The organism is Arthrobacter sp. AOP29-A2-19, from assembly GCF_058138025.1.
In genome coordinates this window covers 687,143-710,392 of record NZ_CM176894.1, presented here as the reverse complement: position 1 = coordinate 710,392, position 23,250 = coordinate 687,143, and the positions used below count along the sequence as shown (strand labels likewise).

20 protein-coding genes are annotated in these 23,250 nt (G+C 70.4%); 13 read left to right on the top strand and 7 right to left on the bottom strand.

Features of this window, described 5'->3' with window-relative positions:
- The first annotated feature begins 12 nt into the window (after positions 1-12).
- The gene (locus tag AC3ZJJ_RS03220; RefSeq protein WP_489895657.1) at positions 13-741 is read left to right on the top strand and encodes an SDR family NAD(P)-dependent oxidoreductase; all 729 of its coding nucleotides are present in this window, start codon (positions 13-15) and stop codon (positions 739-741) included.
- Positions 742-757: 16 nt separating this feature from the next.
- Here AC3ZJJ_RS03220 and AC3ZJJ_RS03215 read toward each other — a convergent pair whose 3' ends face one another.
- Genes AC3ZJJ_RS03215 through AC3ZJJ_RS03195 form a run of 5 tightly spaced genes read right to left on the bottom strand, consistent with a single transcriptional unit; the run spans position 758 to position 7,312 of the window.
- Complete coding sequence (locus tag AC3ZJJ_RS03215) at positions 758-2,149, bottom strand: amidase (RefSeq protein ID WP_489893822.1); 1,392 nt, start codon at positions 2,147-2,149, stop codon at positions 758-760.
- 30 nt (positions 2,150-2,179) lie between these two features.
- Positions 2,180-3,946, bottom strand: coding sequence for a dipeptide ABC transporter ATP-binding protein (locus AC3ZJJ_RS03210; RefSeq protein ID WP_489893821.1), 1,767 nt, complete (start codon positions 3,944-3,946; stop codon positions 2,180-2,182).
- Positions 3,946-4,803, bottom strand: coding sequence for an ABC transporter permease (locus AC3ZJJ_RS03205; RefSeq protein ID WP_489893820.1), 858 nt, complete (start codon positions 4,801-4,803; stop codon positions 3,946-3,948). Before AC3ZJJ_RS03205 ends, AC3ZJJ_RS03210 begins: the two co-directional genes overlap by 1 nt.
- A gap of 10 nt (positions 4,804-4,813) precedes the next feature.
- Complete coding sequence (locus tag AC3ZJJ_RS03200; RefSeq protein ID WP_489893819.1) at positions 4,814-5,761, bottom strand: ABC transporter permease; 948 nt, start codon at positions 5,759-5,761, stop codon at positions 4,814-4,816.
- A gap of 21 nt (positions 5,762-5,782) precedes the next feature.
- Positions 5,783-7,312 carry an ABC transporter substrate-binding protein gene (locus tag AC3ZJJ_RS03195; RefSeq protein ID WP_489893818.1) on the bottom strand — a complete coding sequence of 510 codons (1,530 nt, stop codon included), beginning with the start codon at positions 7,310-7,312 and terminating at the stop codon, positions 5,783-5,785.
- Positions 7,313-7,521: 209 nt separating this feature from the next.
- On the opposite strand from AC3ZJJ_RS03195, the gene AC3ZJJ_RS03190 reads away from it, so the two are divergent.
- Entirely contained in the window at positions 7,522-8,271 is a 750-nt protein-coding gene (locus AC3ZJJ_RS03190; protein WP_489893817.1) for a FadR/GntR family transcriptional regulator, read from the top strand.
- A 105-nt stretch (positions 8,272-8,376) separates the two neighbouring features.
- Here AC3ZJJ_RS03190 and AC3ZJJ_RS03185 read toward each other — a convergent pair whose 3' ends face one another.
- Positions 8,377-8,517: a hypothetical protein gene (locus tag AC3ZJJ_RS03185; protein WP_489893816.1), complete on the bottom strand. Its 141-nt coding sequence runs from the start codon at positions 8,515-8,517 to the stop codon at positions 8,377-8,379.
- Between the two features lie 227 nt (positions 8,518-8,744).
- Here AC3ZJJ_RS03185 and AC3ZJJ_RS03180 point away from each other — a divergent pair, with 227 nt between their 5' ends.
- The 9 genes from AC3ZJJ_RS03180 to AC3ZJJ_RS03140 all read left to right on the top strand — a co-directional run bounded on the left by AC3ZJJ_RS03180 (position 8,745) and on the right by AC3ZJJ_RS03140 (position 19,802).
- Positions 8,745-11,261 (top strand): GcvT family protein, encoded by a 2,517-nt coding sequence (locus AC3ZJJ_RS03180; protein ID WP_489893815.1) that lies wholly within the window; start codon positions 8,745-8,747, stop codon positions 11,259-11,261.
- A 178-nt stretch (positions 11,262-11,439) separates the two neighbouring features.
- The gene (locus AC3ZJJ_RS03175) at positions 11,440-12,012 is read left to right on the top strand and encodes a helix-turn-helix domain-containing protein (RefSeq protein ID WP_489893814.1); all 573 of its coding nucleotides are present in this window, start codon (positions 11,440-11,442) and stop codon (positions 12,010-12,012) included.
- 66 nt (positions 12,013-12,078) lie between these two features.
- Positions 12,079-13,191, top strand: a complete 1,113-nt coding sequence (locus tag AC3ZJJ_RS03170) for an ABC transporter substrate-binding protein (protein WP_489893813.1) — start codon at positions 12,079-12,081, stop codon at positions 13,189-13,191.
- Positions 13,188-14,126, top strand: a complete 939-nt coding sequence (locus AC3ZJJ_RS03165; protein WP_489893812.1) for an ABC transporter permease — start codon at positions 13,188-13,190, stop codon at positions 14,124-14,126. The genes AC3ZJJ_RS03170 and AC3ZJJ_RS03165 overlap by 4 nt, the downstream gene beginning before the upstream one ends.
- Positions 14,123-14,917 (top strand): ABC transporter permease, encoded by a 795-nt coding sequence (locus AC3ZJJ_RS03160; RefSeq protein ID WP_489893811.1) that lies wholly within the window; start codon positions 14,123-14,125, stop codon positions 14,915-14,917. Before AC3ZJJ_RS03165 ends, AC3ZJJ_RS03160 begins: the two co-directional genes overlap by 4 nt.
- On the top strand, positions 14,910-16,028 hold the full coding sequence (locus AC3ZJJ_RS03155) for an ABC transporter ATP-binding protein (RefSeq protein WP_489893810.1): 1,119 nt from the start codon (positions 14,910-14,912) through the stop codon (positions 16,026-16,028). Before AC3ZJJ_RS03160 ends, AC3ZJJ_RS03155 begins: the two co-directional genes overlap by 8 nt.
- 49 nt (positions 16,029-16,077) lie before the next feature.
- Positions 16,078-17,454 (top strand): NAD(P)/FAD-dependent oxidoreductase, encoded by a 1,377-nt coding sequence (locus tag AC3ZJJ_RS03150; protein ID WP_489893809.1) that lies wholly within the window; start codon positions 16,078-16,080, stop codon positions 17,452-17,454.
- A complete protein-coding gene (locus AC3ZJJ_RS03145; RefSeq protein ID WP_489893808.1) occupies positions 17,455-19,185 on the top strand; it encodes an amidohydrolase in 1,731 nt (576 codons plus the stop codon).
- A gap of 47 nt (positions 19,186-19,232) precedes the next feature.
- Positions 19,233-19,802, top strand: coding sequence for a mycothiol transferase (locus AC3ZJJ_RS03140; RefSeq protein ID WP_489893807.1), 570 nt, complete (start codon positions 19,233-19,235; stop codon positions 19,800-19,802).
- 23 nt (positions 19,803-19,825) lie between these two features.
- On the opposite strand, the gene glmS is transcribed toward AC3ZJJ_RS03140, so the two are convergent.
- The gene (gene glmS, locus AC3ZJJ_RS03135) at positions 19,826-21,700 is read right to left on the bottom strand and encodes a glutamine--fructose-6-phosphate transaminase (isomerizing) (RefSeq protein WP_489893806.1); all 1,875 of its coding nucleotides are present in this window, start codon (positions 21,698-21,700) and stop codon (positions 19,826-19,828) included.
- Between the two features lie 93 nt (positions 21,701-21,793).
- On the opposite strand from glmS, the gene coaA reads away from it, so the two are divergent.
- On the top strand, positions 21,794-22,753 hold the full coding sequence (gene coaA / locus AC3ZJJ_RS03130) for a type I pantothenate kinase (RefSeq protein WP_489893805.1): 960 nt from the start codon (positions 21,794-21,796) through the stop codon (positions 22,751-22,753).
- A 110-nt stretch (positions 22,754-22,863) separates the two neighbouring features.
- Positions 22,864-23,250, top strand: a complete 387-nt coding sequence (gene mscL / locus AC3ZJJ_RS03125) for a large conductance mechanosensitive channel protein MscL (RefSeq protein ID WP_489893804.1) — start codon at positions 22,864-22,866, stop codon at positions 23,248-23,250.

Sequence of the window (23,250 nt, the reverse complement as noted above, 5' to 3'; positions counted from 1 at the left end):
GGACGCAAGATCATGGTCATCGGCGCCGGAAGCGGCATAGGCCGCGAGTCCGCGCTGGCGCTGGCGGCGCACGGGGCGGACGTGGTGTGCGCGGACCGCAACCTGGACGCCGCCGCGGAGACCGCGGAACTGGCGGGACGCCCGGCGGTGGCGTACGCGCTCGACGTCACCGACCTCGACGCCGTGACCGCGGCGGCCGCCGCGCACACCGACCTCGATTCGCTGGTCTTCACTGCGGCGACCAACGTCCGGAAGCGCATCGCGGACTACACCATGGACGAGTTCGACCGGGTCGTGAACCTGAACCTGCGGGCGTCCTTCGCCTTGATCCGCGCGTTCGCCCCGGCGATGGCGGCGCGGGGCGGCGGGTCCATCACGGGCTTCGCCTCCATCCGCGCCTCGGTGGTGGAGCCCGGGCAGGGCGCCTACGCGGCGACCAAGGCCGGGATGGTGCAGCTGCTGAAGACCGCCGCCGCCGAGTTCGGGCCGCAGGGCGTCCGCGTCAACGCGATCGCGCCCGGCGTTGTGGAGACCCCGCTGACCGCCCAGATCACCTCCAACGCCGAGTGGTACCAGGCCTACGCGTCCAAGAGCGCGCTGGGGCGGTGGTCGCGTCCCGAGGAGCTGGCGGGCGCCGTCGTCTACCTGTGCTCCGATGCCGCCAGCTTCGTCACGGGCTCCACGCTCACCGTCGACGGCGGGTGGACGGCGATCGACGGCCGCTTCACCCCGCCGGACTGACGGCCGCCGAGGCGGGTCAGGGCACCAGCGACCAGTCCGGCGCCGCGTCACCGCGCACGGACTCGTACCAGGCGGCCGCCGCCAGGACGCGGTCGTCGGCCCCGACCCGGCCGGCCAGCTGCAGCCCGATGGTTCGGCCGTCCGCGGTGAACCCGCAGTTGACGGTTGCCGCCGGCTGCCCTGACATGTTGTAGGGCACGGTGAAGGAGATGTGCGCCATCGGCAGGTCCGGGTCGTTGACCGGCATCGGCTGCTCGGCCGCGAACGCCGCCATGGGCGCGACGGGCGACAGGACCAGGTCGAAGGGCTCCGTGGCCGCCCGCGTGGCCTGCTGGACCTCGGCGAAGCGGTGGTAGTTCCGGACGGTCTCCACCCCGTCGTACCGCTTTCCGCCCTCGCACCAGCGGGCGATGTACGGCAGGACGTGCGCCCGCGCCGCCTCGTCCAGCGCGCTGTAGTCGGCCCAGGAGCGCGTGCGCCAGAAGGCGTCGATCCCGGCGAGCTGGTCCGGCGCCATAAACGGGGTCAGGGGAACGATCGCGGCGCCGGCGCCGGCGAACACGCGCGCGGCCCGCTCGACGGCGGCGGCGACCTCCGGGTCCACCGGCGCCCCGGAACCGGCGTCAAGCTGCAGGCCGATCCGCAGCCCGCGCGGGGCCGCCGCGCCCGCGGCCCAGTCCATCGCGGGGAACTCCCGGGCCGAGTAGTCGCGGCGGTCCGGGCGGGCGATGACGCCCATCAGCAGGGCGGCGTCCGCCACCGAACGGGCCAGCGGACCGGCCGCCCGCCCGAGGTACGGCGCGTGCAGCGGGACCAGCCCCGCGCTCGGCTTAAGGGTGGCCAGCCCGGCCCACGTCCCCGGGAGCCTGATGGACCCCCCGATGTCCGTGCCGACGTGCAGCGGGCCGTATCCCGCGGCGGCCGCGGCGCCGGCGCCGGCGCTCGATCCGCCCGTGGTCAGGGCCGGATCCCAGGCGTTCCTGGTGATGCCGTGCAGGGAGGACACCCCGGAGGAGAGCATGCCCCAGTCCGGCATGGTGGTGGAACCGAGGATCACCATGCCGGCCTCCAGCAGCCGGTCGGTGACCGGGGCGTTCTCCGAGGCGGTGGGCGGGTTGGGGACCGCGGTGCCCGCGGGGACCTCGATTCCCGCGCGGGGAATGTTCTCCTTGACGGTGACCGGGATCCCGTCGCAGGCGGAGAGCTGGGTTCCGGAGGCCCAGCGCGCGGCGGAGGCGGCCGCGTCGCGCCGCACCTGCTCCGGGTCGTGGCGGTAGAACGCGTTGAGCACGGGCTCGCGTTCGGCGATCCGCGCCAGCACCGTCTCCGCGACCTCGCGCGGGTCCAGGCCCTCGGCGTAGCGCGCGGCGAGGGCGGTGGCGGGAAGGTCGAGCGTCTGCCTGGTCATGGGAACTCCTTTATACGCCATGGGCGCGGTTCATTCGGGCTGGTTCGCGACCAGTTCCTTGGCCAGGACCTCGCTGCGCAGGTTCATTGAACTGGCGACGAGCTTCTGGGTGTACGGGTGCTGCGGATCCGCGTAGACGGACTCGGTCATGCCCTCCTCGACGATTTCGCCGCTGCGCATCACCACCACGCGGTCGCAGAGGTGCCTGACCACGGCCAGGTCGTGGGAGACGAACACCAAGGTCAGCCGGTACTGCTCGACCAGGTCCGAGAGGAGGTTGAGCACCTGCGCGCGGACGGACACGTCCAGGGCGGAGACGGGCTCGTCGGCGACGAGCACGCGGCGGCGGCAGATCAGCGCCCGGGCGATGGAGATGCGCTGCCGCTGTCCGCCGGAGAACTGGTGGGGATAGCGTTCCAGCGTCTCGGCGCCGAGCCCCACGGCCTCCAGCATCTCGGTGGCCATCCGCCGGCGGTCCGCGGCGGTCTCGGTCCGCCCGGGAACCAAGAGCGGCTCGGTGATGATGTCCAGCACCTTCATCCGCGGGTCCAGGGACCCCATGGGATCCTGGAACACGATCTGGAGCTCCTGGCGCAGCTGGACCAGATCGGCCTCCCGGGCCCCGGCCACCTCGTTGCCGGCGACGACCACCGAGCCGGCGGTGGGACGGTCGAGGCCGGCGAGGATGCGCAGCAGCGTCGTCTTGCCGGAGCCGGACTCCCCCACCACGCCGAGCCGTTCGCCCGCCCTGACCTGGAAGTTCACGTCCTTGAGCGCGTGCACCTCGGTGGGCTTGCCAAAGAGCCGGGTCCTGCCGCGGGTGTAGGTACGCCCGAGGTTGCCCACGGTGATGACCGCGGGTCCCGTGCCCTCGGCCGCCGGCGCGGCCACGGCCGCGGACGCTTCGGCGGCCAACTGGCGCGCCTCCTCCACGCTCGGCGGGACATAGGCGGCGGACGAGGCGACGGTGAAGAGCCGGCCCTCGCGGTCCGTGGCCTCCAGGTCGCTGGCGGCCAGCAGCCCGCGCGTGTAAGGGTGCCGGGGCGTCGAGAAGATGTCCTCCGTGGCCCCTTCCTCGACGATCCTGCCGTTGTTCATGACCAGCACGCGGGTGCACATGTTCGCCACCACCGCCAAGTCGTGAGTGATGAACAACAGGCCCGTTCCGCGCAGGACCACGGACTCGAGGACCAGGTCCAGGACCTGGCGCTGCACGGTGACGTCGAGCGCGGTGGTGGGCTCGTCGCACAGCAGCAGTGACGGGTCGTTGGCCAGGGCCATGGCGAGCATCACGCGCTGCCGCTGTCCCCCGGAGAGCTGGTGCGGGTAGGCCTTGGCAGCCTCAGCGGGGTCCGGAAGCTTCACCGAGGCCAGCATGGACACCGCCTTGGCGTTGGCCTCCCGGCGGGAGGCGACCGTCCGGTGCTGGAGCATGATCTCCGCCACCTGGGCACCCACCTTCATCAGGGGGTTCAGCGCTGTCAGCGGCTCCTGGAAGACCATGGCCATGTCGCGGCCGCGGATCTTGCGCATGGTCGCGTCCGGCGCGTCGACGAAGTTGGCGTTGTGCCCGGCGAGGGTCACCGAACCGGAGGCCTGGAGCCCCTCCGGCAGCAGGCCCATGATGGCGGTGCTGGTCAGCGACTTGCCGGAGCCCGACTCGCCGATCAGTCCGATGCGTTCGCCCTGCGCCATCGCGAAGGAGACGTTCTCCACCAGGGGCACTCCGCGGATCCCGATGCCGAGGTTCTCCACGTTCAGGAGCGTGTTGCCGGGGACTCCCGCCGGATTGTTCATCAGCGCTCTCCATTCAGTTTCGGGTCAAAACGGTCGCGGAGGGCGTCGCCGAGCAGGTTGAAGCCCATGACCGCGACCGCGATGGCCAGGCCCGGCCACACGGCGAGCATGGGTTCCGTGCCCCAGAACTCCTGCGAGGTCTGCAGCATCCGGCCCCAGGACGGGATGGGGGGCGGGGTGCCCAGGCCCAGGAAGGACAGCGCGGCCTCCGCGAGGACGGCCAGGCCGAAGGTCACGGAGCACTGGACCACCACCATGCCCGCGATGTTGGGCAGGACGTGGCGCCGCGCGATGCGCAGCGCCGGCTGCGACGACGCCCGGGCCGCCTGCACGTATTCGGTGCTCATCACCTGCAGCGTGCCGGAGCGCGCCACCCGCGCGAAGCCGGGAACCGAGCCGATGCCGATGGCGACCATGGCCGTCATCGTGCTGGCGCCGAACACGGCCGAGAAGACGATGGCGACCAGGAGCGCCGGAAACGCGAGCAGGACGTCGGCGAAGCGCATGGTGGCCTCCTCCACCGCCCCGCGCCGCATGCCGGCCAGGATGCCCAGTGGTGTGCCGACCACCAGCGCGATCAGCACTGCTACGACCCCCACGAGGAGCGTGATCTGCGCGCCGGCGAGGATGGCGGAGAAGGTGTCGCGGCCAAACTTGTCCGTGCCCATCAGGTGTTCCGCGCTGGAGCCCTGGAGCCGGTCCGCGGGCATCGCCTGGACCGGATCGAACGGCGTCCAAAACAGCGACACGACGGCGGCCAGGACCACCAGTCCCACCAGGACGGATCCCGCGATCATGCTGCCGCCCGGCGGGCGCCTTTTCCTGACGCGGGTCCGGGGCGTTGAAGTGGTTGTCATGGACTGCCCCTTAGGCCGATTTCCGGATGCGCGGGTCGACGACGGTGTAGAGGACGTCGACCACAAGATTGATGACCAGGGTGATGCCAACGAGCACCATCACGATCGATTGCACCGCCAGCATGTCCCGGTTGGCGACCGAATCCAGCAGCATCGATCCGAGGCCCGGGATCGCGAACACCTTCTCGATCACCACCGCGCCGATGATCAACGCGGCCAGCTGCACCGACGTGACGGTGATGACCGGGATGGCCGCGTTGCGCAACCCGTGCTTGACCAGGGCCTTCATTGGCGAGAGCCCCTTGGCCCGCGCCGTCCGGAGGTAGTCCTCGCTCATGACCTCCAGCACCGCGGAACGCACGTACCGGGTGAGGATGGCCGCCTGGACGGAGGCCAGCGCCACCACGGGCAGCGTGACGCGGGACAGGAAGTCGGCGAAATCCCGCCCGGGGGGCGTCCAACCGTTGGCGGGGAACCAGCCCAGCCCCAGCGCGAACACCACCACCAGCATGATTCCGGCCAGGAAGCCGGGAATGGCGATGCCCAGCTGGCTCACCGCGCTGATGATCGCGCCCGAGGCCTTCCGGTGCCGCACCGCGGCGAGCGTGCCGAAGGGAATGGCGACGATCAGGGCCAGCAGCATCGCCAAGACCACCAGGATCAGGGACACCTGGACGCGGTCGGCGATCAGCGGCGAGATGTCGCTCCGCGTCACGTAGGACATTCCGAAGTCGCCGAACGGCAGGCCCAGCACCCAGTCGAGGTACTGGGCCACCAGCGGCCTATCGGTGCCGAACTCGCGCTGCATCTGGGCCAGAAGCTCCGGCGTCGCATGCTCGCCGAGGGCGATCTTCGCCGGGTCGCCGGGCACCGCGCGCAGCAGCAGGAAGACCATCACCGTCGCGACGGTGAACGTGACCACGAACCTGAGAAGGTTGGTGAGGATTCTGGGGATCATGCCGCCGGCCTTCCCGCGCCGCTACTGCCAGCCGATGTCGGTCAGGTCCAGCGCCTCGGTGACCGAGTTGGCGGGGATGTTGGCGACCCCGGCCTTGGCGACCACAACGTTCGGGAAGATGAAGAGCGTGTCCGCGCCGGCGTCGTCGACGATGGTGCGGACCACCTTCTTCATCCCGTCCACGTACCCGGCCTCGTCGGCCTTGTCCGCGGCCGCCGCCAGCGGAGCGATCTCCTTGTTGTCGAACCCGAGGTAGTAGTCCGGGTTGTTGAACATCGTCAGCACGTCGCGGGCCTCGACCGCCAGGACCACGGACATCTGGTAGTCGTGCTGCGTGAAAACCTTGTCCAGCCAGACCGCGGGGAATTCGGCGCTCTCGATGGTCGCGTTGATTCCGACGTCCTTGAGCTGGGACACCACGATCTCGGAGACGGCGGAGGCGTAGGGGCGCGTCGGGACGGTGAACACGATGTCGAGGTTCTCGACGCCGGCCTCCTTCAGCAGCGACTTGGCCTTCTCGGGGTCGTACGGGTACACCGCGTTGAGGTCCTCGTAGTACGGATCGGTCGGCGGCACCGGGCCGCCGACGGCAGTGCCCAAACCGTTCCAGGCGGTGTCGACGACGGCCTGCCGGTCGATCGCGTACATCACGGCCTGCCGCACGCGCACGTCGTCGAAGGGCTTGGCCTTGTTGTTCATGGACAGGACGATCTCGCCGTTGGAGGTCCCCTCGATCACCTGGTAGTTGCTGTCCGTCTCGAAGGAGTTGACCAGCTCCGGGGCCTGCATGTTGTAGACGACGTCCACGTCGCCGGACCGGAGGGCGTTGGTGGTGGCGACCGCGTCGCCGAAGTAGCGTAGCGTCGCCTTCTGGACCTTGGGCGCGGTCCCCCAATAGTCCCCGCGGGCCGCGAACTCGATCGACTCGCCGCGGGTCCAGGACTCGAGCTGGAACGGACCGGTGCCGACGGCCTCGTTGGCCAGGTCGTCCACGCCGGAGGGGTCGAACATTGCGCCGACCAGCGTGGTCATGCTGAAGAGCCAGGCGTTGGAGGGCTGCTTGAGGGACACGGTGACGGACGTGGGCGACTCCACCGTGACCGAGTCGACGATGTCCATCTTCGCCTTCATGCCGGAAACCCAGGCGTCCGACTGGACGCGTTCGATGGAGAACTTCACGTCGTCGGCGTCGAAGGCCTCGCCGTTGGAGAACGTGACTCCGTCGCGGAGCGTGAAGGTGTAGTCCTTGCGGTCCTCCGACAGCTCCCAGGACTCTGCGAGCAGCGGCTGGATCTCGCCGTCCTGGTCCACCTCCACCAGGCCCTCGTAGACGTTGGACATGAGCGCCTGCGGAATGGCCGCCCCGGCCGTGGTGGTGAAGTCCAGGTTCACGGGCTCGCCGGTGAGCGCCACCACGATGTCCGTCCTCGCGGCGCCGTCCGCGGTGTCCGCGCCGCCCGATCCCGCGTTGCATCCCGAGAGGGCCAGGGCGGCGGTGACGGCCAGGGCCGGGACGGCCAGGGTTTTCTTGCCCAAGTTTCGCAGCGGCATGTCCGGTCCTTTGCTTGTTACTAGTCCGAGTGCTGATGATCCCAGGTTTCCGTTCAGGTGACGGCCACCACAGGTTCATTGTGATCCATGCAACGGGGAATTGCACGCATATTTCTACTGAGTTCGATGGTAAGACCAGTTGGATGAATTTGGCCGTAAACTGTGAGGCATTGCAACATCGGCAGCCACACCCCACCCGAGGGAGCACCTTGACGACGAACTTCACCCCTGCCGTCCCGGTCCGCACCTACGAAAGGGTCGTGGAGCAGATCGAGTCCGCGATCACGTCCGGGAGCGTCCGCCCGGGAGACCACCTCCCGTCCGAGCGGGAACTGATGGTCCAGTTCTCGGTCTCCCGGCCCACCATCCGCGAAGCCCTGCGGGTCCTGCAGTCCATGGGCCTGATCGAGTCCAAGCCCGGGGGGCGCGGCGGCCCCCTGGTCCTCGAGCCCTCCCCCGCGTCCCTCACCCGGTCCTTCGCGACCATGGTGCGGCTGGAGTCCCTGTCCATGACGGAGCTGGTGCAGTTCCGCCTGGTTTTGGACTCCTCGGCGTGCCGGCTCGCGTCGGCCCTGCACACGGAGGAGCAGCTGGAGCGCATGCGCTCGTGCATCGAGCGCATGGAGGGCGAGGTGGGGAAGGACGCCGAAGCGTTCGCCCGCGCCGACATGGACTTCCACCTCGCCGTCTGGGAGGCCAGCGGAAACGCCCTCTTGGCCATGTGCGGGCGCGCCGTGGCCGGCGCGATCCTGGAACTCATCACGCGGCAGTTGAAGGACTCCGGCTCCACGGAGCGGACCGAGGCGGAGTCGGCCGCGCTGGACCGCGGCATCTTCGAGGCCATCGCCGCGGGCGAGGCCGCCGAGGCGGGCAGCCGCGCGCGGGCCGCCATCTACGACCGGTACGCCTCGCTGCTGCCCGCCACCGACGGTGCGGGACTCGACTCGCTCATGGGCTGACGCGGCCAACGGCCCCTGCGCGCGCCGGGCGGTCCGTCGCCTTGAGGCCTGGCGCCCTTCGGGGCAAGACGAACTGGAGCTTGGCGCCCCGCGGCGCGAGGCGGACTAGGCGCCGGCGGCCCGATCCCCCGCGCCGACGCCATCGAGGCGGTCCAGGTGCGAGGCGCCGGGCGCGGGGTCCGGTCCCGTCACGTGCGTCTCCCACCAGGCGGTCAGGTTCTCGTGGAGCGTTTCGAGAATGTGCATGCGGGTCGCCTCTCGCGTCGGTCGTGCAATCGCCATTGATTGCCGCCAGCATTGCACAACTTGTGATCCGCACCACAATTAGTTAACTCCTACCTCACTAGTTGTTTTGGCAACTTTCGCCCCGCTGCTTGACGCCTCCCCCGCATGGCCCGCATCTTGACGGTTCGCCCGATCTGTCGGACGGTCGGTGGGGGCGCACGCCCCCGCCTGACCGGAGGAGAGCACGCATGGACCGCTTGGTCGACAAGTCCATCGGGGCGCACATGATCGCACCCAAGGAACGACTGCCCGGGGAGGCGTCCGGGCCGGGCCTCCCCCGCCACGTGGGCCACGTGGTGGTGGGCGGAGGGATCGTTGGGCTGAGCATCGCCGCGCACCTGGCGATGCGGGGGGCGCCGGTGGCCGTCCTGGAGGCCAACGTGCTCGGGTCCGGGACCACCTGGCACGCCGCCGGGCTGGTGACGGCGAGCCGCTCCACCACGGTGCTGACCCGGCTCGCCTCCTACGGCAGGGACATGTACGCGGGCCTGCAGGAGCTAACCGGAATCGACGTCGCCTTCAGCCCGGTCGGCTCGCTGATGGTCGCCCGGACGGACGGCCGCGCGGCGGAGGTCGAGTACGCGCACGACGTCGCCCGGCTCAACGGCGTGGAGGCGCACGTCCTCACCCCGGAGCAGGTGCTCGGGCACTGGCCCGCCGCGGACCCGGCCGGCATCCGCAAGGCCCTGTTCGTTCCAGGGGACGGGCACGTCAACCCCGGCCACGCGGCCATCGCGCTGGGCAAGCTCGCCGCCGACCACGGGGCCGCCCTGCACGAGCGGGTCCGCGTCACCGGAATCCTGGTCGAGGGTGGCCGCGCGACGGGCGTGCGGACCACCGCCGGCGACGTCCTGGCCGACACCGTCACGCTCGCCGCCGGGCTGTGGACCCGTGACCTGGCGCGGACCGCCGGGGCGCACGTGCCGGTCTATCCCGCGGAGCACGTCCACGTGCGGACGGCCCCCGTCGACGGCGCCGACGGCCTGCCCGTCTTCCGCGACCTGGACAACCACTACTACATCCGCGCAGAGGGCGGCCACCTGCTGGTCGGGGCCTTCGAGCCGCACGGCCTGCCACGGACCGTGGAGAGCGTTCCCGCGGACGGGTTCGCGGAGTTCCCCGCCGACTGGGGGCACTTCGCCCCCGTCCGAGCCAAGGCCGAGGCCGCCGTCCCGCTGCTGGCGGACGCCGGGTTCGAGCGCTTCCTCAACGCGCCGGAGGGCTTCACACCGGACGGGGACTTCGCCCTCGGCGAGACCGCGGAGGTGCCCGGGCTCTACGTCGCCGCCGGGTTCAACTCGCAGGGGATCATCTTCGCGCCGGGCGCCGGCAAGGAGCTGGCCGCCTGGATCCTCGACGGCGCCCCGGCCTTCGATGCCTCCGCCGTGGACGTCCGCCGGTTCTCCCGCCACCAGGCCAGCGCGCGCTACCTCCACGCGCGCACCACCGAGGCCCTGGGGCGGCTCTACGCCATGCACTGGCCGCAGCTGCAGCCCGCCACGGCCCGCGGCGTCCGCCGCTCACCGCTGCACGAACGCACGGCCGCGCTCGGCGCCTGCTTCGGGGAACTCAACGGCTGGGAGCGCGCCAACTGGTATGGGGACCCGGGGACGACGCCGGCGTACGACTACGGCTTCGGCCGGCAGCGGTGGTTTGGGCGCGTCGGCGACGAACACCGGGCGGCGCGCACCGGCGTCGCACTCTTCGACCTCAGCTCCTTCGCGAAGATCGAGGTGGCCGGCCCCGCCGCCCTGGACGTGCTCCAGCGGACGGTGACCGCCGACGTCGACCTGCCGGTCGGGAAGTCGGTCTACACCCTGGCCCTCAACCGGCGGGGCGGCATCCAGCTCGACGGCACGGTGCTGCGGCTGGGCCGCGACAGGTTCTGGTTCGTCGCGCCGGCCGCGGCGCAGGACCTCGCCCTCCAGCTCCTGCGCCGCGCCGCGGACGGCCATGCCGCCGCGGTCTTCGACGCGACCGCGGGCTGGGCCACGATCGCGGTGATGGGACCCGAGAGCCGAAGGCTGATGGCGGCCGTTTCCCCCGCGGACTGGGCCAACGCGGACTGGTCCAACGGGGCCTGGTCCAACGCATCGCTTCCCTACACACACGGCCGGGAGGTGCAGCTGGGAGACGGGTACGCCTACGCGCTGCGCGTGAGCTTCGTCGGCGAACTGGGCTTCGAGCTGTACGTGCCGGCGGACCTCGCCGTGAACGCCTTCGACGCGCTCTGGGACGCCGGCGCCGGATTCGGGGCCCGCATGGCCGGCTACCACGCCCTGGACACGCTGCGCAGCGAACGCGGGTTCCGGCATCTCGGCCACGACATCGGCCCGGCGGACGACCCCTACACCGCGGGCCTGGGGTTCACGGTGGCCATGGGCAAGCCGGCACGGTTCACGGGACGGGAGGCGCTGGAGGCGCTCGACCGGTCCGCCCTCCCCGAGCGCACTGTCCACGTGTTGCTCCACGACCCCGAGCCGCTCCTCTTCCACGACGAGGCCGTCTCCGTCGGCGGGCGCGTGGTGGGCCGCATGACCAGTGGCGCCTACGGCCACACGCTCGGCGCCGCCGTGGGGCACGCCCGCATCGCCGCGGACGCCCCGGACGGGCCCGCGACGGTCCGCATCCGCGGCGCCGACGTCCCCGCGACGCTCGGCCGCCGCCCCTTCTACGATCCGCAGGGCAGGCGGATGCGGGGCTAGCTCCGGCGAGCCGCGCCGCGGGCCGCCCCGCCGATGACGCGGGCCGGCACTGCCGAACGGCGGGCCACCCGATGACGGTCGTGTAAATTCCGCCGCCGACCCTAGCGGCCGGACTATCGGCGTCGTATCGTCGCTCTCAACACTTCGTATAGTGAACCGGATCACAGGAGGGGGCTCCATGCCGTCGAACGCCGTGGACGGGACGGGGGACATCGGCGCGCGGATCCGCGCGGCGCGGACCGTCCGCGGGCTGTCGGTCCGGCGGCTGGCGGGCGACGCCGGCGTCAGCCCCGCCTTCGTCTCCCATCTGGAGAACGGGCGCTCGGGCGCCAGCATCTCCACGCTGCGGCGGATGTCGCGTGCGCTCGGCCTGACGGTCGCGGAGCTGATCGACGGCGACAATCCGCACGGCCGCGGCGTGCTCCGCCACGGCGAGCGCACCGTGATCCTCTCCGAGGGCGGCCTCACCAAGTACCTGCTGTCCTCCACACCCCTGCGGAACCTGGAGGTGTACCTCGGCGTGCTGGAGCCGGGGGCCGGGACGGGCGGGGAGCTCTACACGCACGGCGACGCCCAGGAGATGCTGCTGTGCCTCCGCGGCGCGGTCGACGTGGCCGTCGGGGACACCAGCCACCACCTGGAACAGGGGGACCTGGTGGACCTCAACACCTCCGTCCCGCACGGCCTGCGCAACAACGGCGCCGGCCCCGCCGAGGTCCTCTGGATCATCAGCCCGCCCACACCCGACTAGCACCCCGCCGAACGGAAGAGAAGCGCAAGTCCGCCACACCGGAACCCATCCTGGAAAGGAAGTCCCATGAAGAAGACAAGTACCCGCGTGAGGATAACCCTGGCCCTCGGAGCCGCGTCGCTCCTGGGCCTCACCGCCTGCGGCGGGGGCTCGGCCCCGGCCCCGGAGGTGGACCTCGGGAGCGAGCCGGCCCAGGCCGGGACGGTCAAGGCCGGCGCGCTCGACGGCACCACGCTGACGTTCGCCTCCTACGGAGGCATCTACCAGGACGGCCAGATGGAGGCCGCCGGCACACCGTTCGGCGAGGAGTCCGGCGCGGAGATCCTCTCCGACGGCCCCATGGAGTACGCGAAGATCCAGGCCCAGGTCGAATCCGACAACGTCACCTGGGACGTGGTGGACATGGACTCCACGTGGGCGGCGGGCCAGTGCGGCAAGAACCTCCAGAAGCTCGACTACGACATCATCGACGTCTCCCAGGTCCCCGAGGGACTCGTCAGCGACTGCTACGTGCCCGCCATGCAGTACGCCAACGTCATGATGTCCAACAACGCGAAGTACGGCGGCAACGGGCCCCAGACCTGGGAGGACTTCTTCGACACGGAGGCCTTCCCCGGCAAGCGGGCGATCAACGGCGGCGACGTCGGACCCATCCTCGAGGGCGCCCTCCTCGCCGACGGCGTGGCGGAGGAGGAGATCTACCCGCTGGACGTCGACCGGGCGCTCGCCAAGCTCGGCACCATCAAGGACAGCCTGATCTACTGGAAGACCGGCGCCGAGTCGCAGCAAATGATCGAATCCGGCGACGCCGACATCGCCGTCGTCTGGTCCGGGCGCGCCTACTCGGCCGTGAAGAACGGCGCGGACTACTCGCCCGCCTGGGACACCGGCATGCTGGTCATGGACGTCATCGGCGTCCCCACCAACGCGAAGAACCCCAAGGCTTCCATGGCGTTCATCAACTACTACCTGGGCAAGGAGCAGCAGGAAAAGCTGACGGAAACGACGTCTTACTCCCCCGTCAACAAGGAGGCCGAGCCGGACGTCGACGACCTGGCCAAGCAGTACCTGGTGACGTCGCCGGACGTCGAGTCCAAGATCTTCAAGACCGACTTCGCCTGGTGGGGTGAGAACTACCCCGCCGCTCTGGAGAAGTACCTCGCTTGGATCAACGGATGACCACGGTCCTCGGCAGCGCAGTGGGGTCCGCCGTCCCGGCGGGCCCCGCCGCCGGGCGCCCCGCGCCCGGCACCACGCCCCACGGCCGCCGGAACAACTGGGCGGTCTTCTTCCTCCTGCTCCCCGCGGCGCTGCTCACCCTCGGCATCTTCTCCTACCCCCTGGTGGTGGCCCTCTGGCGCAGCTTCGCGTTCCCCGAGCTGGGACTGCAGAACTACGAGTGGTTCTTCGGCAGCGCCAGCAACCTCGGCATCCTCTGGCGCACCCTCTGGGTGGCGTTCCTGACCATGGCCATCTGCCTGGCGCTGGCCTACCCGTACGCGTACCTAATGACGATCTCCGGGAAAAGGACCCGCAACGTCCTGCTGATCCTGGTCATGGTGCCGTTCTGGACGTCGCTGATGATCCGGACGTTCGCGTGGATCATCCTGCTGCAGGACAACGGGCTGGTCAACGCGGGGCTCGAGGCCATCGGGATCGGTCCCCTGGCCCTGATGCGCAACCCGATCGGGGTGCTCATCGGCATGGTCCAGGTGCTGCTTCCCTTTATGGTCCTGCCACTCTACAACGCCATGTCCGGGGTGGACCTGCGGCTGATGCAGGCCGCCACCAGCCTGGGCGCCACGCCAACGGTGGCCTTCATAAAGGTCTTTGTCCCGCTGGCCATGCCCGGCGTCCTCTCCGGAAGCCTGCTGGTGTTCATCCAGGCCCTCGGGTTCTACATCACGCCCGCGCTGCTGGGGTCCCCCACCGAAATGCTTATCTCCCAGTACATCTACACGCAGGTCAGCGGCCAACTCCAATGGGGCCGCGGCGCCGTGCTCGGCGTCGTCCTGCTGGTGGCCGTGCTCATCCTGCTGGCGGCCATGGCCGCGCTGGGCAGGCTGGGCCGCAAACGGGCCACCGCACCCACGCCTGACGGGGGCGCAGCATGAAAACCTCCGCCACCACCCGGACCCTGCTGTGGGTGTTCTCCGCGCTGGTCGCCGCGATCCTGGTGCTGCCCACGCTGATCGTCATCCCGCTCAGCTTCACGGACAAGGCTTCGCTGACCTTCCCGCCCACCGGCTGGTCCACCGAGTGGTACCAGAACTTCTTCACGGACCGCGCGTGGCTGAAGGCCATGGGCAACTCCATGCTGGTCGGCCTGATCGTCACGGTCGTGGCCACGGCGATCGGCACGGCGGCCGCCGTCGGACTGCGGCGCTGGACCAACCGCAGGGCCTCCGCCGTGGGCCAGGCCCTGATCCTGGCGCCGATGGTGGTTCCCGCCATCATCATTGCGATCGGCGTGTACGCGGTGTTCCTCGAGGCGCGCATGCTCGGCACCCTCCTGGGCTTTGTCCTGGCGCACACCGTGCTGGCCGTGCCGTTCGTCGTCGTCTCCGTCGCCGCGACCCTCACCGGGTACGACGACCGGCTGACGCTGGCCGCGATCAGCCTGGGCGCCAACCGCATCCAGGCCTTCCGCCAGGTCACCCTGCCGCTGATCATGCCCGGCGTGGTCTCCGGCGCCCTGTTCGCGTTCGTGACCTCGTTCGACGAGGTGGTGGTCTCGATCTTCATCAAGAGCCCGTTCCTGGAGACCCTCCCGGTGAAGATGTACGCGTCCGTCACCCGAGACACCGACCCGACCATCGCCGCGGCGGCCACCATGATCATGCTTCTGACCACCACCATCATCACCATCGGCCTTCTAGGCATGCGCAGGAGGAAACGTGGCTAAGACCCAGCTCGTGGACGGCGGGCCCGGCACCCGCATCGACATCACCAACGTGACCAAGAGATACGGGGACGCTGCCGCCGTCGAGGACGTCACGCTGACCATCGAGCCCGGGGAGTTCATCACGCTGCTGGGGCCCTCCGGCAGCGGGAAAACGACGACGCTCAACCTCATCGCCGGGTTCACCGACCTGACCGCGGGGCACATCGAGATCGACGGCAAGCGGGTGGACAACATCCGCGCGGACAAGCGCGGGCTGGGCGTGGTGTTCCAGCACTACGCGCTGTTCCCGCACATGAGCGTGGGGCAGAACATCGCGTTCCCGCTGGTTCAGCGCAAGGTTGCGCGGGCGGAGCAGAAGCGCCGCGTGGCGGAGGCGCTGGCGACCGTGGGACTCGCGTCCTACGCCGACCGCTACCCCGCCGAGCTCTCCGGCGGCCAGCAGCAGCGCATCGCGTTCGCGCGCGCCATGGTCTTCGAGCCGCGCGCGCTCCTGATGGACGAGCCGCTCGGCGCGCTGGACAAGAACCTGCGCGAGAAGCTGCAGCTGGAGATCAAGCGCATCCACCAAGAGGTGGGGCGGACGTTTGTGTTCGTCACCCACGACCAGGAGGAGGCCCTGGTCCTGAGCGACCGCATCGCGATCTTCAACAACGGGCGGATCGAACAGGTCGGCGCCAGCTCCCGGCTGTACGAGGCGCCGCAGACGCTGTTCGTGGCCACCTTCATGGGCGAATCCACCGTGTTCCGCGGGACGCCGGACTGGTCCGGGGACGAGTGGACCCTAGGCTTCCACGGGGCGGTGCTGCGCGGACGGCGGACCCCTTTCGCCGGGCCGGCCGCCCTGGTGCTGCGCCCGGAGCACATCAGGCTGGCGCGCTCCGCGGAGCGGGTTCCGCCGGGCCACCTCGGCTGCCCCGTCACCGTGACGCAGAGCATCTACCTGGGCTCCGGGCGCAAGTTCGAGCTGCGGCTGCCCGACGGCTCCACCGGAATCGTCCGCGGGTCCCTCGCGGACGGCGCGGACATCGGGGCGGGCGAACAGGCCTACGCGCACTGGGACCCGGAGACGGGGTCGCTGCTCCCGGACACCGGCGAGCAGTCCGTCACGTAGCGCGGCAGTCGGTGACCGCGGCCAATAACCCCCAACGAGAAGAGACCCGATGACAGTCAACGGCAACGTTTCCTTCTGGTACGCGGCGGCCGGTGTGCCCGCGCCGCGGGCGCCGCTGCCGGGAGACCTCGAGGCCGACGTCGCCATCGTGGGCGCCGGCTACACCGGACTCTGGACGGCGTACTACCTCAAGAAGGCGGAGCCGTCCCTGAACGTGGTGGTGCTCGAGTCCCGCTTCGCCGGCTTCGGCGCGTCCGGGCGCAACGGCGGCTGGCTCGCCAACACGATCACCGGCGGGCGCACGGGCTACGCGCGGTCCCACGGCCGGGAGGTCACGGGGCGCTTCCAGGAGCTGTTCAACGAGTCCGTCGACGAGGTCATCCGGGCCGCCGCCGACGAGGCAATCGACGCGGACATCGTGAAGGGCGGCGAGCTTCTGGTGGCGCGCAACGCGGCGCAGCTGGGGCGGCTGCGCGAGCTCGCCGCGGAGGAGGCGCGCTGGCCGGAGGACGACGCGCGGCTCCTGGACGCCGAGGAGACCCGGGGCCGGGTCGGCGTCGCCGGGGCCGTGGGAGGGATGCACATCCCCCACTGCGCCCGCATCCACCCGGCCAAGCTGGTCCGGGGCCTGGCTGGCGCCGTCGAGCGGCTCGGGGTCCCGATCTTCGAGGACACCGAGGTCCTCGAGATCGTCCCGGGCTCGGCGGCCACCGCCCGGGGCCGCGTGCGCGCCCGGACCATCCTGCGCGCGACCGAAGGCTTCACCGCCAACATCAAGGGCCTGCACCGCGAGTGGCTGCCGATGAACTCGTCGATGATCGTCACCGAGCCGCTGCCCGGGGACTTCTGGAGGGACGCCCGGTGGGAGAGGCGCGAGACGCTCGAGGACCTGGCCCACGCGTACGTGTATCTGCAACGCACGGCGGACGACCGCATCGCGATCGGCGGACGCGGCGTCCCCTACCGCTTCGGCTCCAAGACGGACATGGACGGGGCCACCCAGCCCCAGACCATCGTGGCGCTCACGGCCATGCTCAACGAAATGTTCCCCGCGACCCGCGGCGCCGCGATCGACCACGCCTGGGCAGGCGTGCTGGGGGTTCCCCGCGACTGGAAGTCCACCGTCAACTACGACCCGGCCACGGGCCTCGGCTTCGCCGGAGGGTACGTGGGGACCGGGGTGACGGCCACGAACCTGGCGGGGCGGACGCTTCGGGACCTGGTCCGGGGAGACCGGACGGAGCTCACGGCCATGCCCTGGGTCAACAGGACGGTCCGCAAGTGGGAGCCGGAACCCCTGCGTTGGCTCGCCGTGAAGACCATGTACGCGGCCTACCACCACGCGGACCGGAGGGAACGCGACGGGCGGGCGACGACGTCCGGCGTCGCCCGCTTGGCCGATCGGGTCTCCGGGCGGACGGGCTAGGTGCGGGCACGGGACACGGCCGACCTGGTCCTGCGGGGCGGCCGCATCTTCGACGGCGCGCGCAGGCATCTGACGGCGACCGCGGTGGCCGTTGTGGACGGAACCATCGCCGCCGTCGGGAGCGACGACGACGTCCGCGAGCGTTTCCCGCACGCCCGCGACGTGTTGGACGTGCGCGGCGGCCTGGTGACGCCGGGGTTCGTCGACGCGCACGTGCACGCCGCGTTCGCCGGATACGAGGCCACGACGTGCGACCTTTCCGGCGCGCTGGGCCGCTCAGACTATCCCGGGCTGGTCCGCGCCTACGCCGACGCGTCCGACCCCTTCGCGCCCGACCCCGGCGGCACGACCGCGCGCGGATGGATCACAGGCGCGGGCTGGTCCATGGCGCACTTCCCCGGAGGCAATCCCACGGCCGCGGAACTGGACCTGGTGGTCCCGGACCGCCCCGCGTTCCTCCTCAACCGCGACCACCACGGCGCATGGGTGAACTCCGCGGCGCTCCGACTCGCGGGCATCCACGCCGGCACCCCGGATCCGGCGGACGGGCGGATCGAGCGCGGCTCCGACGGCTCCCCCAGCGGGGCACTGCACGAGGGCGCCATGGACCTGGTGACCCGGATCCTGCCCGAGCCCTCCATCGAGCGCCTGGCGGCAGGCATCCTCGCGGCCCAGGAGCACCTCGCGGGCTTCGGCGTCACGGGCTGGCAGGAGGCGATCGTCGGGCAGTACGCGGGATACCCGGACGTGGCCGCGGCCTACCGGCACACCATCGCGGACGGAACGCTGCGGGCGCGGGCCACGGGCGCGCTGTGGCTGCCCCGCGACGCGGACTCGGTGCCGCTCGCCGACCTCGTCGGCAGCTTCGTTGAGCGGCGGGCGGCCAACGCCGCGCGGGGCTTCCGGACGGACACGATCAAGCTGATGGTGGACGGGGTTCCGGAGAACAGGTCCGCCGCGCTCGAGGAACCGTATCTGGAACCGTGCGGTTGCTCCGGTGTGGCCGCGGCGGCGGGCGGCTGGTGCCCCAGCGAGGACCGCGGCATGTCCTACCTCGGCCCCGAACTCCTCAACAGCGTGGTCCCGGCCCTCCACAACGCCGGCTTCAACCTGCATTTCCACGTGATCGGGGACCGTGCGGTCCGGACGGCCCTGGACGCGGTCGCGCTGACCCGCCCCGCGGGCGGCCCCGCGGGACTGCGCCACCACATGGCGCACCTGCAGATCGTGAACCCCCGCGACGTCCCACGGTTCGCCGAGTTGGGCGTCACGGCCAACCTGCAGGCGCTGTGGGCCTGCAACGACGCGCAGATGCGCGAGCTGACCTTGCCGATCCTGGGCACGGAACGCGCCGCGTGGCAGTACCCGTTCGCGGACCTGGACGCGAGCGGGGCGGAGCTGGCCATGGGGTCGGACTGGTCGGTCTCCACCCCGGATCCGTGGCAGGCCATCCATGTGGCGGTCAACCGCACGCCGCCCGGCCGCACCACCGAAGAGCCGCTGCTGCCTCGCCAGGCGCTCGGCCTGCGCCGCGCGCTGGAGGCCTACACGGCGGGATCGGCCCGGGTGCTGCACTTCGACGACGCCGGACGCGTCGCCGTGGGCGCGCGGGCGGACCTCGCCGTCAGTTCAGTGGATCCGTTTGGGCTGCCGGCCGGCGAGCTGCACACCGTCCGCAACGTGGCCACCGTCGTCGCGGGCAGCCTCGCCGCCGACGCGCTGCCCGGATAGGCGCGCCGGGCTCGACACCCGCCCCGTGGCCGTCCATGCTGTTCGGCATGGACACCGAACTCGCGAGGGAACTGCTGGCCGACGGCTTCGGGCGGGTGCGGGAGAACGTCTCCGCCGTGCTCGACGGGCTCGACGCCGACGCGCTCCTGTACCGTCCCGATGCCGCCGCGAACCCCATCGCCTGGCTGGTCTGGCACCTGACACGCGTCCAAGACGACCACGTCGCCGGCATCGTGGAGGTGCTCGGCGGCGCGGAGCCTCCCGCGCGGGGCTTCGGGCGCGCCCCGGGCGGCCAAGCCTGGGCCGAGGGCGGGTGGGCGGAGCGGTTCGGCCTCCCCTACTCCCCCATGGCCTCGGGATTCGGCCAGGACGCGGACGACGTCGGGCGCTTTACCACCGTGGACCCGGTGTTGCTCGACGGCTACCACGCCGAGGTGCACGCCAGGACGCTGGACCTGGTCGGGGGCATGGACCGCGGCTCCTACGCCAGCATTGTCGACCGCCGCTGGAACCCGCCCGTCACGGCCGCGGTCCGCCTGATCAGCGTGCTGGACGACACCGCGCAGCACGTGGGCCAGGCCGCCTACGTGCGCGGCCTGGCCCAGAGGCGAGCTTAGCCGGGACGAGCCGGCCGGACGGGCTACTCGACGGTGACGGACTTGGCCAGGTTGCGCGGCTGGTCCACGTCGAACCCCTTGGCCGTGGCCAGCTCGCACGCGAACAGCTGCAGCGGGACCGTGGCCAGCAGCGGCATCAGCAGCGGCGCGGTCTGCGGGACCGGGAAGACGAACTCCGCGTACTCGCGCACGGTCTCGTCCCCCTCCTCCGAGATCACCAGGGTCTTCGCGCCGCGGGCGCGGACCTCCTGGATGTTGGAGACCACCTTGGAGTGCAGCGAGTGCCGGCCCCGCGGCGACGGGACCACCACGAACACCGGCTTGCCGTCGTCGATCAGCGCGATCGGGCCGTGCTTGAGCTCGCCGGCGGCGAAGCCCTCGGCGTGGATGTAGGCGATCTCCTTGAGCTTCAGCGCGCCCTCCATCGCCACCGGGTAGCCGACGTGGCGCCCCAGGAACAGCACCGACTCGGCGTCGGACATGGAGCGCGCCAGCGCCTTGATGTCCTCGGCGCGGTCCAGGACGTTCTGGATCTTGGCCGGGATCTCGTGCAGGTCCGCCAGGATGTCCCTGATCTCGCCGGTGAACAGGTTGCCGCGCAACTGCGCCAGGTACAGGCCCAGCAGGTACGTGGCGGTGATCTGGGCAAGGAACGCCTTGGTGGAGGCCACCGCGATCTCCGGGCCGGCGTGCGTGTAGAGCACGGCGTCGGACTCGCGCGGGATCGTGGAGCCGTTGGTGTTGCAGATGGACAGCGTCTTGGCGCCCTGCTCCTTGGCGTAGCGGACGGCCATCAGCGTGTCCATGGTCTCGCCCGACTGGGAGATGGAGACGATCAGCGTGTTGGCGCCGACGATCGGGTCCCGGTAGCGGAACTCGTGGCTGAGCTCGACCTCCACCGGGATGCGGCACCAGTGCTCGATCGCGTACTTGGCCACGGAGCCGGCGTAGGCCGAGGTTCCGCAGGCCAGCACGATGATCTTCGAGATGTTCTTCAGGTCCTCGGGGTCGATGCGCAGCTCGTCGAGCATCATCCTGCCCTCGGTGTCCGCGCGCCCCAGCAGGGTGTCCGCGACGGCCGCGGGCTGGTCGTGGATCTCCTTCTCCATAAAGGACGGGTAGCCGCCCTTCTCCGCCGCGGCGGCGTCCCAATCGACGTGGAACTCCTTGCCGGTGGCCGGGTTGCCGAAGAAGTCGGTGATGCTGTGCGACTCGGGCGTGATCGTGACGATCTGGTCCTGGCCGAGCTCTACCGCGCGGCGGGTGAAGTCGATGAAGCCGGACACGTCCGAGCCCAGGAAGTTCTCGCCGTCACCCAGGCCGACGACGAGCGGGGAGTTGCGGCGGGCGGCGACGACGACGCCGGGCTGGTTCTTGTGCACGGCGAGGAGCGTGAACGCGCCCTCCAGCCGGCGCGAGGCCTCCTGCATTGTCAGGGTCAGGTCGCCCTTGCCGCCATTGTTGTAGATCTCTCCGAGGAGCACGGCCGCGACCTCGGTGTCCGTCTCCGACAGGAAGGTGTGGCCCTTGGCCAGCAGTTCCTTCTTGATCTCCGCGAAGTTCTCGATGATGCCGTTGTGGATGACGGCCAGGTTGCCGCCGTCGGCCAGGTGCGGGTGCGCGTTCCTGTCAGTGGGCCCGCCGTGGGTGGCCCAGCGGGTGTGGCCGATGCCGGTCATGGACGCGGGAAGCGGGTCCGCCTCCAGCAGGTCCACCAGGTTGGTCAGCTTGCCGGACTTCTTGCGCGCCTCGACGCCGTCCTCGGTCAACACGGCGACGCCGGCCGAGTCGTAGCCGCGGTATTCGAGGCGTCGCAGGCCCTCGAGCACCACGTCCAAGGCGCCGTGCGTTCCGGAGGTCTTCGTCGCGAGGCCTACGTAGCCAACAATTCCACACATGCGCTCAAGATTACCGTGCGCGCACAGGACTCACGGCAACCCCGGCGCGAAGTGTTTTAGGAATCACCCCCGACTGTTGGCAGAATGCGGTGGGTGAATGGTCAACGAGTGCACGACGCCGGAGTCTCGCCCTACGTCGAATTGGAGCGCCAGACGTGGGCCCGGCTCGCGGACGAGATCGAGCAGCCCCTCAACGAGGAGGACCTCGACCGCCTGAGCGGACTCGGCGAGCAGCTGGACCTGGACGAGATCCGCGAGGTCTACCTCCCGCTGTCCCGGCTGCTGAACCTGTACGTCCAGGGGGCCTGGCAGATCCACCAGGCGACCAACACGTTCCTCGGCGAGAAGACCCAGCGCACGCCTTTCGTCATCGGCGTCGCCGGCTCCGTGGCGGTCGGCAAGTCGACCACGGCGCGCGTGCTGCAGGAGATGCTCCGCCGCTGGCCGGACACCCCCAACGTGGAGCTGATCACCACGGACGGGTTCCTGTACCCCAACGAGGTCCTCGAGCGCCGCGGCCTGATGCACCGCAAGGGTTTCCCCGAGTCCTACGACCGCCGAAGCCTCCTGCGGTTCGTCTCCGAGGTCAAGTCCGGGGCGGACGAGGTCCGGGCCCCGTGGTACTCGCACCTGACATATGACATCGTCCCCGGCAAGGAAGTGGTGGTGCGCCGGCCGGACGTGCTGATCGTCGAGGGCCTGAACGTGCTGGCGCCGGCGCGCGTGCGGTCCGACGGCACCGCAGGGCTGGCCCTGAGCGACTTCTTCGACTTCTCCGTCTACGTGGACGCCCGGACAAACGACATCGAGGAATGGTACGTTCACCGCTTTATGCGGCTGCGCGACGGAGCGTTCGCCGACCCCGCGTCCTACTTCCACCGCTACTCGGTGCTTAGCGACGACGAGGCGCGGGAGACCGCCCTGCGGATCTGGCGCAGCATCAACGAACCGAACCTGCGCGAGAACGTGCTACCCACCCGCGGCCGCGCCCAGCTGGTGCTCACGAAGGACGCGGACCACTCGATCCGGCGGATGCTGCTCCGCAAGATCTGAAGACCGCGGGCCACCCGTAATCCAAATGTCACGGGATCCCGTGCAGAAGTTAACAAGAATTGTGCCGAAGCGCCCCCACGTGGGGTTTGTGGCGCTGTACGCTGACGAACATGATCCAAGGATTCAAAGATTTCATTATGAAGGGCAACGTCGTTGACCTTGCCGTTGCTGTTGTTATGGGCGGCGCCTTCGGGGCCGTCATCACCGCCTTGGTGGACAGCGTCTTGATGCCGCTGATCTCCATGCTGGTGGCCTCCCCCGACTTCGACAACTTTCTGGTCTTCGGCCAGGTCAAGTTCGGCGTTTTCCTGACCGCCCTCGTCAATTTCCTTCTTGTGGCCGCCGCCATCTACTTCGTCGTTGTGATGCCGATGAACAAGATGATCGAACGCCGCAACGCACGCCTGGCCGCCGGCCAGGAACCGGCCCCCGAGGAAGTGGACGCCTCCGTCCTCCTCCTCACCGAGATCCGCGATTCCCTCAGGAACCGCGCCTGA

Bases quoted from the DNA above. Each gene is read 5' to 3' on its own strand.
- AC3ZJJ_RS03195 (WP_489893818.1), bottom strand. From the start codon at position 7,312: ATGCCGCTGCGAAACTTGGGCAAGAAAACCCTGGCCGTCCCGGCCCTG.
- AC3ZJJ_RS03175 (WP_489893814.1), top strand. From the start codon at position 11,440: ATGCCGTCGAACGCCGTGGACGGGACGGGGGACATCGGCGCGCGGATC.
- AC3ZJJ_RS03200 (WP_489893819.1), bottom strand. From the start codon at position 5,761: ATGATCCCCAGAATCCTCACCAACCTTCTCAGGTTCGTGGTCACGTTC.
- AC3ZJJ_RS03215 (WP_489893822.1), bottom strand. From the start codon at position 2,149: ATGACCAGGCAGACGCTCGACCTTCCCGCCACCGCCCTCGCCGCGCGC.
- AC3ZJJ_RS03160 (WP_489893811.1), top strand. From the start codon at position 14,123: ATGAAAACCTCCGCCACCACCCGGACCCTGCTGTGGGTGTTCTCCGCG.
- AC3ZJJ_RS03140 (WP_489893807.1), top strand. From the start codon at position 19,233: ATGGACACCGAACTCGCGAGGGAACTGCTGGCCGACGGCTTCGGGCGG.
- AC3ZJJ_RS03185 (WP_489893816.1), bottom strand. From the start codon at position 8,517: ATGCACATTCTCGAAACGCTCCACGAGAACCTGACCGCCTGGTGGGAG.
- glmS (WP_489893806.1), bottom strand. From the start codon at position 21,700: ATGTGTGGAATTGTTGGCTACGTAGGCCTCGCGACGAAGACCTCCGGA.
- mscL (WP_489893804.1), top strand. From the start codon at position 22,864: ATGATCCAAGGATTCAAAGATTTCATTATGAAGGGCAACGTCGTTGAC.
- AC3ZJJ_RS03150 (WP_489893809.1), top strand. From the start codon at position 16,078: ATGACAGTCAACGGCAACGTTTCCTTCTGGTACGCGGCGGCCGGTGTG.
- AC3ZJJ_RS03180 (WP_489893815.1), top strand. From the start codon at position 8,745: ATGGACCGCTTGGTCGACAAGTCCATCGGGGCGCACATGATCGCACCC.
- AC3ZJJ_RS03165 (WP_489893812.1), top strand. From the start codon at position 13,188: ATGACCACGGTCCTCGGCAGCGCAGTGGGGTCCGCCGTCCCGGCGGGC.
- AC3ZJJ_RS03170 (WP_489893813.1), top strand. From the start codon at position 12,079: ATGAAGAAGACAAGTACCCGCGTGAGGATAACCCTGGCCCTCGGAGCC.
- AC3ZJJ_RS03210 (WP_489893821.1), bottom strand. From the start codon at position 3,946: ATGAACAATCCGGCGGGAGTCCCCGGCAACACGCTCCTGAACGTGGAG.
- AC3ZJJ_RS03220 (WP_489895657.1), top strand. From the start codon at position 13: ATGGTCATCGGCGCCGGAAGCGGCATAGGCCGCGAGTCCGCGCTGGCG.
- AC3ZJJ_RS03205 (WP_489893820.1), bottom strand. From the start codon at position 4,803: ATGACAACCACTTCAACGCCCCGGACCCGCGTCAGGAAAAGGCGCCCG.